The organism is Paraburkholderia sp., from assembly GCF_036488505.1.
In the GTDB taxonomy this organism is placed as follows: domain Bacteria; phylum Pseudomonadota; class Gammaproteobacteria; order Burkholderiales; family Burkholderiaceae; genus Paraburkholderia.
Genome location: NZ_DASXHN010000377.1, coordinates 1 through 6584, shown reverse-complemented (window position 1 = coordinate 6584; position 6584 = coordinate 1). Strand labels below are relative to the sequence as shown.

The 6584-nt window shown below is 64.3% G+C and carries 7 protein-coding genes and 1 pseudogene; 4 read left to right on the top strand and 4 right to left on the bottom strand.

The features are described from left to right. The first annotated feature begins 310 nt into the window (after positions 1–310). The 4 genes from uraH (at position 311) to VGH68_RS22115 (ending at position 3938) form a co-directional block, all read left to right on the top strand. A complete protein-coding gene (gene uraH / locus VGH68_RS22130) occupies positions 311–664 on the top strand; it encodes a hydroxyisourate hydrolase (protein WP_331605851.1) in 354 nt (117 codons plus the stop codon). Between the two features lie 246 nt (positions 665–910). Next, on the top strand, positions 911–2104 hold the full coding sequence (locus VGH68_RS22125; protein WP_331605850.1) for a urate hydroxylase PuuD: 1194 nt from the start codon (positions 911–913) through the stop codon (positions 2102–2104). Between the two features lie 224 nt (positions 2105–2328). Continuing rightward, complete coding sequence (locus tag VGH68_RS22120) at positions 2329–2595, top strand: helix-turn-helix transcriptional regulator (protein WP_331605849.1); 267 nt, start codon at positions 2329–2331, stop codon at positions 2593–2595. Continuing rightward, positions 2592–3938, top strand: a complete 1347-nt coding sequence (locus tag VGH68_RS22115) for a type II toxin-antitoxin system HipA family toxin (protein WP_331605848.1) — start codon at positions 2592–2594, stop codon at positions 3936–3938. The genes VGH68_RS22120 and VGH68_RS22115 overlap by 4 nt, the downstream gene beginning before the upstream one ends. A gap of 138 nt (positions 3939–4076) precedes the next feature. On the opposite strand, the gene VGH68_RS22110 is transcribed toward VGH68_RS22115, so the two are convergent. The 4 genes and pseudogenes from VGH68_RS22110 to VGH68_RS22095 form a co-directional block, all read right to left on the bottom strand. Then, entirely contained in the window at positions 4077–4589 is a 513-nt protein-coding gene (locus tag VGH68_RS22110) for an ureidoglycolate lyase (RefSeq protein WP_331605847.1), read from the bottom strand. Beyond that, entirely contained in the window at positions 4586–5596 is a 1011-nt protein-coding gene (alc, locus tag VGH68_RS22105; RefSeq protein ID WP_331605846.1) for an allantoicase, read from the bottom strand. Before alc ends, VGH68_RS22110 begins: the two co-directional genes overlap by 4 nt. A 61-nt stretch (positions 5597–5657) precedes the next feature. Continuing rightward, positions 5658–6179, bottom strand: a complete 522-nt coding sequence (uraD, locus tag VGH68_RS22100) for a 2-oxo-4-hydroxy-4-carboxy-5-ureidoimidazoline decarboxylase (RefSeq protein ID WP_331605845.1) — start codon at positions 6177–6179, stop codon at positions 5658–5660. Continuing rightward, positions 6176–6584 (bottom strand): annotated as a pseudogene (locus VGH68_RS22095) (allantoinase); the annotation flags it as partial. The pseudogene VGH68_RS22095 and the gene uraD, both read right to left, overlap by 4 nt.

The following is a 6584-nucleotide window of genomic DNA, read 5'->3' as shown; positions in this document are numbered from 1 at the left end:
ATAACCATCTTCAGGCTGCCGATATAGTGGGGCATTTTTGACGCCGGTACGATCGAACGGAAGCGCTATGTGCTGCAACGGCTGCGCGAGATTGCTCGCTGCGCCTTTCGGCAGACTGTCCGTCATGCGCCAGCTATTATCTTTCTTATCGCGCCCGCGCTGGACGGAACAACTTTCTACAATGGCTGCAACGGCGCTCGCTTCAATTCGCCGACGGGTATGTAGCCACTGACGTGGAGCCTCGATCCGCCGCAAACGTCATGGATCGGGCCGCCGCCGACACCTCGCATTCACACAAGGACAATGGCGAATGGGCAAGCTCACTACCCACGTGCTCGACACCGCGAACGGCCGTCCCGGCGCGGGCATCCAGGTCGAACTGTTCGCGCTCGCGGGCGACACGCGCCGCGCGCTCAAAACGACCGTCACCAATAGCGATGGACGCTGCGACGAACCTCTGCTCGAAGGCGACGCGCTCGTCGCCGGCGAATACGAACTGGTGTTCGGCGCGGGCGACTACTTCGCGTCGATCGGCACCAGGGTGCCCGAGCCGCGTTTCGTCGACCGTGTGGTGCTGCGCTTCGGCGTGGCCGATGCCGGCGCGCACTATCACGTGCCGCTACTGGTGTCACCGTGGTCGTACAGCACCTATCGGGGCAGCTAGGCGCGGCCAGGGTAGCCACGGGCATCACGCGCGGCGGCAATTGTTGTTCAGCATCCGCATGAGAACGGTGCGAACCGCCGCCCCCATTCATAACAACGGTGTCTGGAAAAACGGGCGCACTGGATCGTCGGTCGCATGGACCCGCGCGCCGGCCGACGTGATGTTGCGCCAGCAATCGGCTACCCGAACTGGGCTCGCATGGCGGCCGTCGCAGCACGCACAACGAATCAGAAGTGGAGGAGTTTCATGGAAGGCTTTATCACTGACTGGCTGAACCTGGCGATCCGCTGGTTTCACGTCATCGCCGCGATAGCATGGATCGGCGAATCGTTCTATTTCGTCGCGCTCGACAACAGCCTGACGCCACCGACCGACCCGAACCAGCGCCGCCGCGGCGTGTTCGGCGAGCTGTGGCACGTTCACGGCGGCGGCTTCTACAACATGCAGAAGTACACGGTCGCGCCGCCCGAAATGCCGGAAGACCTGCACTGGTCGAAGTGGCCGTCGTACACGACGTGGCTGTCGGGCTTCGGGCTCTTCACCGTGCTGTACCTGTTCTCGCCGACCACCTATCTGATCGACAGGAACGTGCTCGACATGGGTCCGGTGGTCGCGGTCGCCTCCGCGATCGGCTTTCTCGCCGCCGGCTGGATCGTCTACGACTCGCTGTGCCGGATGCTCGGCAACCAGGACAAGCTGCTCGGCATCTGCGTCGGCGCCTATGTGCTGATTGCCGCGTGGCTCGCATGCCATATCTTCGCCGGCCGCGCCGCGTATCTGATCATGGGCGCGATGCTCGCAACCATCATGTCGGCCAATGTGTTCTTCGTGATCATTCCGGGCCAGCGCAAGATGGTCGACGCGATGCTCAAGGGCGACACGCCGAATCCGATCTACGGCAAGCGCGGCAAGCAGCGCTCGGTGCACAACACCTATTTCACGCTGCCGGTGGTGTTTGCGATGTTGTCGAACCACTACGCGATGACCTACACGCATCCGTACAACTGGGCGGTGCTCGCGGTGATCATGCTGGCCGGCGCGCTGATCCGACAGTTCTTCGTGATGCGTCATCGCGGCCAGGTGCTGTGGTATTTGCCGCTCGTCGGCGTGGCGCTGATGTGCACCGCCCTCGTGTGGACCATGCCGCGGCCGGTGGTGGCGCAGGCGCAGGCCGCCAATGCGCCGACGCTGAAGGTCGCCGATATCGCGCCGGTGCTGCAACAGCGCTGCGTCGCTTGCCACTCCGCGCATCCGACGATGATGGGCAGCGCGCCGGCCGGCGTGCTGATGGACACGCCCGACGAAATCTCGCAGAACGCGCAGCGCATTTATCAGCAGGCGGTGACGCTGAAGGCGATGCCGCTGGGCAACGTCACGCAAATGACCGATGAAGAGCGGATGAAGATCGCCGCCTGGTTCGAAAGCGGCGCCGCGAAGTGAGGTCTGGTGAGCGAGCTTGTCCGCAAGCGGCAGCCCGCTTTGTCGCTAAAAAGAAACGGTGGACCGAAGCCTGCGAACGGATGACCGTTTGTGGCCGCGAGGCTACATTACAAGGCGCAAAGCCCGGAAATGTAGCCTCTAAGGCACAAATCCGCATCGCACCTTTGTGCCCGCTGGGCTACAATGTGACGTCGATCGTCGATATTGACGCCCAAGGGCTACAAATGACCAATCTCTCAGACGTCGCGGACATGCTCAGGGCGGTTCGCCACGACAGCAAGCTGTCGCAGGACGAACTCGCGCGCCGCGCGGGCGTTGCCCGCACCACGGTCGCGCGCATGGAAACGCTCGCCAAAAACGATATGAGCGTATCCGTACTGGTGCGCCTGCTCGAAGCAGCCGGCTACGATCTGAAGTTCGTCGCGCACGGGCACGGGCGTACGCTCGAAGATATCCTCGCTGAACAGCGCAACCCGGACGCGGCGCGATGAAGCTCGACGTCCAGGTGCTCGGCAAGAACGTCGCCACGCTATTTCGCGAGCGCGACGACTATGTCCTCAAATACAACCGCGACGCGAGCGCCGCCGACTTCGTCAGCCTGACGATGCCGGTGCGCGAACAGGCATGGCGCTGGCCGCGCGACCTCCACCCGTTTTTCCGCCAGAACCTGCCCGAGGGCTATCTGCTGAATCTGATCCGCGAGCAGTTCGGGCCGTTGCTCGACGGCACCGATCTGTCGCTGCTCGCGGTGGTCGGCGCAATGGGCATTGGCCGCGTCACCGTGACGCCCGAAGGCGTAGCGCCGGGCACCGAACTGCAGGCGCTCGACGTCCAGCACATCCTGCACGGCGACAACTCCGCCGAGCATTTTGCGCAGCTGGTGCGCGAGTACGCGCGCGCGGCCGTCTCCGGCGTGGTGCCGAAGTTCATCGCGCCGGAACCGCAGTTAGCCGCGTCGGCGCCGGTGCAGCTCGGCAAGCCGACGATCCGCACGAGCCGTCACATCGTCAAGGGTTCGGACGACAACACGCCGTTTCTCGGCTTCAACGAGTTCTATTCGATGCGCGTGCTGGAACGGCTCGGCGTCGCGCCAGTTGCGCGCACGCAGATGTCGGACGATGGCCGCGCGCTGATCGTCGAGCGTTTCGATGTCGACGAGCAGGGACTGCCGCTGTACGGCGTCGAAGACCTGTGCGGGCTGCTCGGTTTGCCGCCGCACGAAAAATACAATGCGACCAGCGAGAAGATGCTCAACGCCGCGCGCGCCTATCTGCTCGATCGCGACACGATGCGCGCGCAAGTCCAGCAACTCGGCTGGCATCTGCTGACGAATTACGTGGTGCGCAACGCGGACTGTCATACGAAGAACGTCGCGCTGTTCTACACGTCGGTCGACGATGTCGCGTTCACGCCGGTCTACGATATCGTGACGACCCAGGCCTACCCGCGCTTCGCGGCCAATCCGCCGGGCCTCGCGATCGACGGCCGCAAGACCTGGGCGGCCGGCAAAACGCTGGAACGCTTTTTCAACACGCGCATGGGCATCGCGCCGCGCCAGTATGCGCAAATGGTCGAGGCGCTGTGCGATTCGGCCGTCGCAGTCGGCCATGAGTTGATCGAAGCGGCGCGCAACGAACCGCGGTGGCGCGCGGTCGCGAAACAGATGTTGCATGCGTGGGACGACGGCATCGCATCCCTGCGCTCGCCGAAGAAAAGTCTGCAATTCAAGGGCCTCAAACCGGCGATCGACGCGGCGGGGTTTTCGGCGCCCGAGCCGCCTGAGCGGGCGCGCGAAGTGATCGGACATTCGCCGCTGCTTGGCAGGCGCAAGTGACTCGCGCGCGAACGATTTCGACCGGGCGCGTTCCGTCTCCGCAACACCGGTCGATCGCAAAAAAGCCCACGGCATCAGCCGTGGGCTTTTTACCAACCGATACCGCCAACGCGGCGGATCACCCCGCCGCACCCACGATCAAACCGCCACCGCGCTCAACGCGTCGTCCGTCAGCCACAGCGGCTCGGCCAGATCCTGCTCGTTGAGATTGAGCCCGTCGCCGCCACGATCGACGACGATAAAGTCGCTGACTTCACCCAACGCGATCAGCGGATGGTGCCACACGCCCTTCGCATAGTTGACGCCCTGCCAGCCGCTCGTCACGAACGCGCGAATCTTCGCGGCATCGAGCTCGCCCGCGGGCGCGACGACGATCAGATACGGCTTGTCGTTCAACGGCACGAACGCCTGGCTGCCAAGCGGATGCCGCTCGAGCATCTTCACCTCGAACGGCAACGCGCGCGGCTGGCCACGAAACAGGTTCACGAGCGCGCGGCCGTTCTGATCCGTGACGTCCACTTTCGCGAGATCGTGAAAGCGGATCGTCGTGCCGAGATTGATCGGGATCTGCTTCGCGCCTTCGAGTTCGATCACGTCGCCGAAGGCGGCGAACGCGGCTTTCGTCAGCGCTTCGATGGCCAGCGTTTTCATTCGAGCGTTCCCCACAGACGCAGACGCGACACGCCGCCGTCCGGATAGATGTTGAAGCGCACATGCGTGACGGCGCCAAGCGCGGCGATCTCGCTTTCGAAAAAATGCTGCTTGTCCATCTGCAGCTTCTGTTCGCCGAGCAGCACCGGCCAGAACATCGCCTGCGTGACGAGCGAGCTGTCGGTGCCGCCCTTCACGTACGCGGCCTGGATCGAGCAGCGATCCGGATAGTTGCCCTTGAAGTGCGCGGTGTCGACTTCGATCTTGCGAATCACACCCGGCTGCGCGAGCGCGACGATCGCCCAGTCGTTGCCCGGCTCGCGGCGGCGGCGCGTTTCCCAGCCATCGCCCATGTTCACGCCGCGGCCCGGCATCAGCAACGTGGACGCCGCGCCGAAGTGCTGGTTGTTCGCGCCGACCAGATACGCGCCGTTTTCCATCGCCGCGAGATCGAACTGCTCGGTGCGGCTCGCGCCCGCCCAGTCGACCTGCGGCTGACCATACACACGCAGACGCGCGATGCCGCCGTCCGGGTAGATGTTCACGCGCAGATGCGTGTACCCGTTCGCGTCGCCGACTTCGAGGTAGCGGTGGCTATTGCCCTGCAGTGTGGTCGACGGCACGATCTCGGTCCATTGCGTCGACTGGTTCGGTGCGCCGTCGACGACGCGCGCTGCTTCCACCGACGCGGCCGGCGGGAAGTTGCCGGTGAAGTGGCTCGTATCGAGATCGAGCCCCTTGATCACGCCCGGGCGCGCGAGCTTGACGACGCACCAGTCGTAGCCGCTCGTGCGCTTGCGGCGGGTTTCCCAGCCGTCCATCCATTTGCCATTGTCGTCGTACTTGCCCGGAATGAAGACGGCGGGCTCCGGATTCAGCATGCGGTCCTTCGGCGCGAAAAAGTCGTCGCTGGCCTCGAGCGCCTGCGCGCCCAGACGCGGATCCGCCAGGTTCACATAGCGGCGCGTGAATTCCGGTGCGTTGGGGTCGAGAGTCGGAAGTGCCATGCTGGTCGTCCTTGATATCGGTTGAGGCGGAAAGACCGCCGAAAAAAGGCTATGGCCCGGCTCACGCGTCGATCAGATCGTCGAGCCGGAAACGCGCAATGCGATAGATCTGGTCCAGGCTCGCGCGCAATTCATCCGCGCGGCTGTTGTTCACGCGCGCTTCGAAGTTCGCGATGATGCCGTGACGGTCGTAGCCGCGCACCGCGAGAATGAATGGGAAGCCGAATTTCTCGCGATACGCGTGGTTCAGCGCGAGCAGCTTGTCGAACTCTTGCTGCGTGCATTGCGCGAGACCCGCGCGGCTTTGCTCGCGCGTCGATTCGGCGGTCAACTCGCCGCGCACCGCCGCGTTGCCGGCCAGTTCCGGGTGCGCGTTGATCAGCGCGAGCTGTTTGTCGTCGCCGGCCGACTCGACGATCGCCGACATCTTGCGATGCAGTTCGTCGACGCTCGCAAACGGCCGCTCGCGCGCGGCGAGCTCGGCAACCCACGGCGAGTGCTCGAAAATGCCCGACAACGCGGCGACGAACGCGTCGGTGGACACGCGGTTGAGTTGGTCCAGGGTGTAGTGCATCGCCTTCATGCCGCCGCCTCGCGGTTCTCTGGTTGGTAAGGATGCGTGTCGTGCCAGTGCCGCGCGATGTCGACGCGCCGCGTGACCCACACGCGGTCATGCTGCTCGATGTGATCGAGAAAACGCTGCAGCGCGCGAAACCGCCCGGGCCGCCCGAGCAGCCGGCAGTGCATGCCGATCGACAGCATCTTCGGCGCGTCGGCGCCCTCTTCGTAGAGCACGTCGAATGCGTCGCGCAGATAGGTGAAGAAGTGGTCGGCGGTGTTGAAGCCTTGCGGCGTCGCGAAGCGCATGTCGTTGGTATCGAGCGTGTACGGCACGATCAGTTGCGGCAGCTTTTTGCCGCCCGTCACGTCGACGTCCATCCAGAACGGCAAGTCGTCGCCGTAGTAATCGGAGTCGTACAGGAAGCCG

What these genes read in the sequence shown, in the direction of transcription:
- uraD (WP_331605845.1), bottom strand. Translation starts at nt 6,179, where the DNA reads ATGAAGGCGATGCACTACACCCTGGACCAACTCAACCGCGTGTCCACC.
- VGH68_RS22115 (WP_331605848.1), top strand. Translation starts at nt 2,592, where the DNA reads ATGAAGCTCGACGTCCAGGTGCTCGGCAAGAACGTCGCCACGCTATTT.
- alc (WP_331605846.1), bottom strand. Translation starts at nt 5,596, where the DNA reads ATGGCACTTCCGACTCTCGACCCCAACGCACCGGAATTCACGCGCCGC.
- VGH68_RS22125 (WP_331605850.1), top strand. Translation starts at nt 911, where the DNA reads ATGGAAGGCTTTATCACTGACTGGCTGAACCTGGCGATCCGCTGGTTT.
- VGH68_RS22110 (WP_331605847.1), bottom strand. Translation starts at nt 4,589, where the DNA reads ATGAAAACGCTGGCCATCGAAGCGCTGACGAAAGCCGCGTTCGCCGCC.
- uraH (WP_331605851.1), top strand. Translation starts at nt 311, where the DNA reads ATGGGCAAGCTCACTACCCACGTGCTCGACACCGCGAACGGCCGTCCC.
- VGH68_RS22120 (WP_331605849.1), top strand. Translation starts at nt 2,329, where the DNA reads ATGACCAATCTCTCAGACGTCGCGGACATGCTCAGGGCGGTTCGCCAC.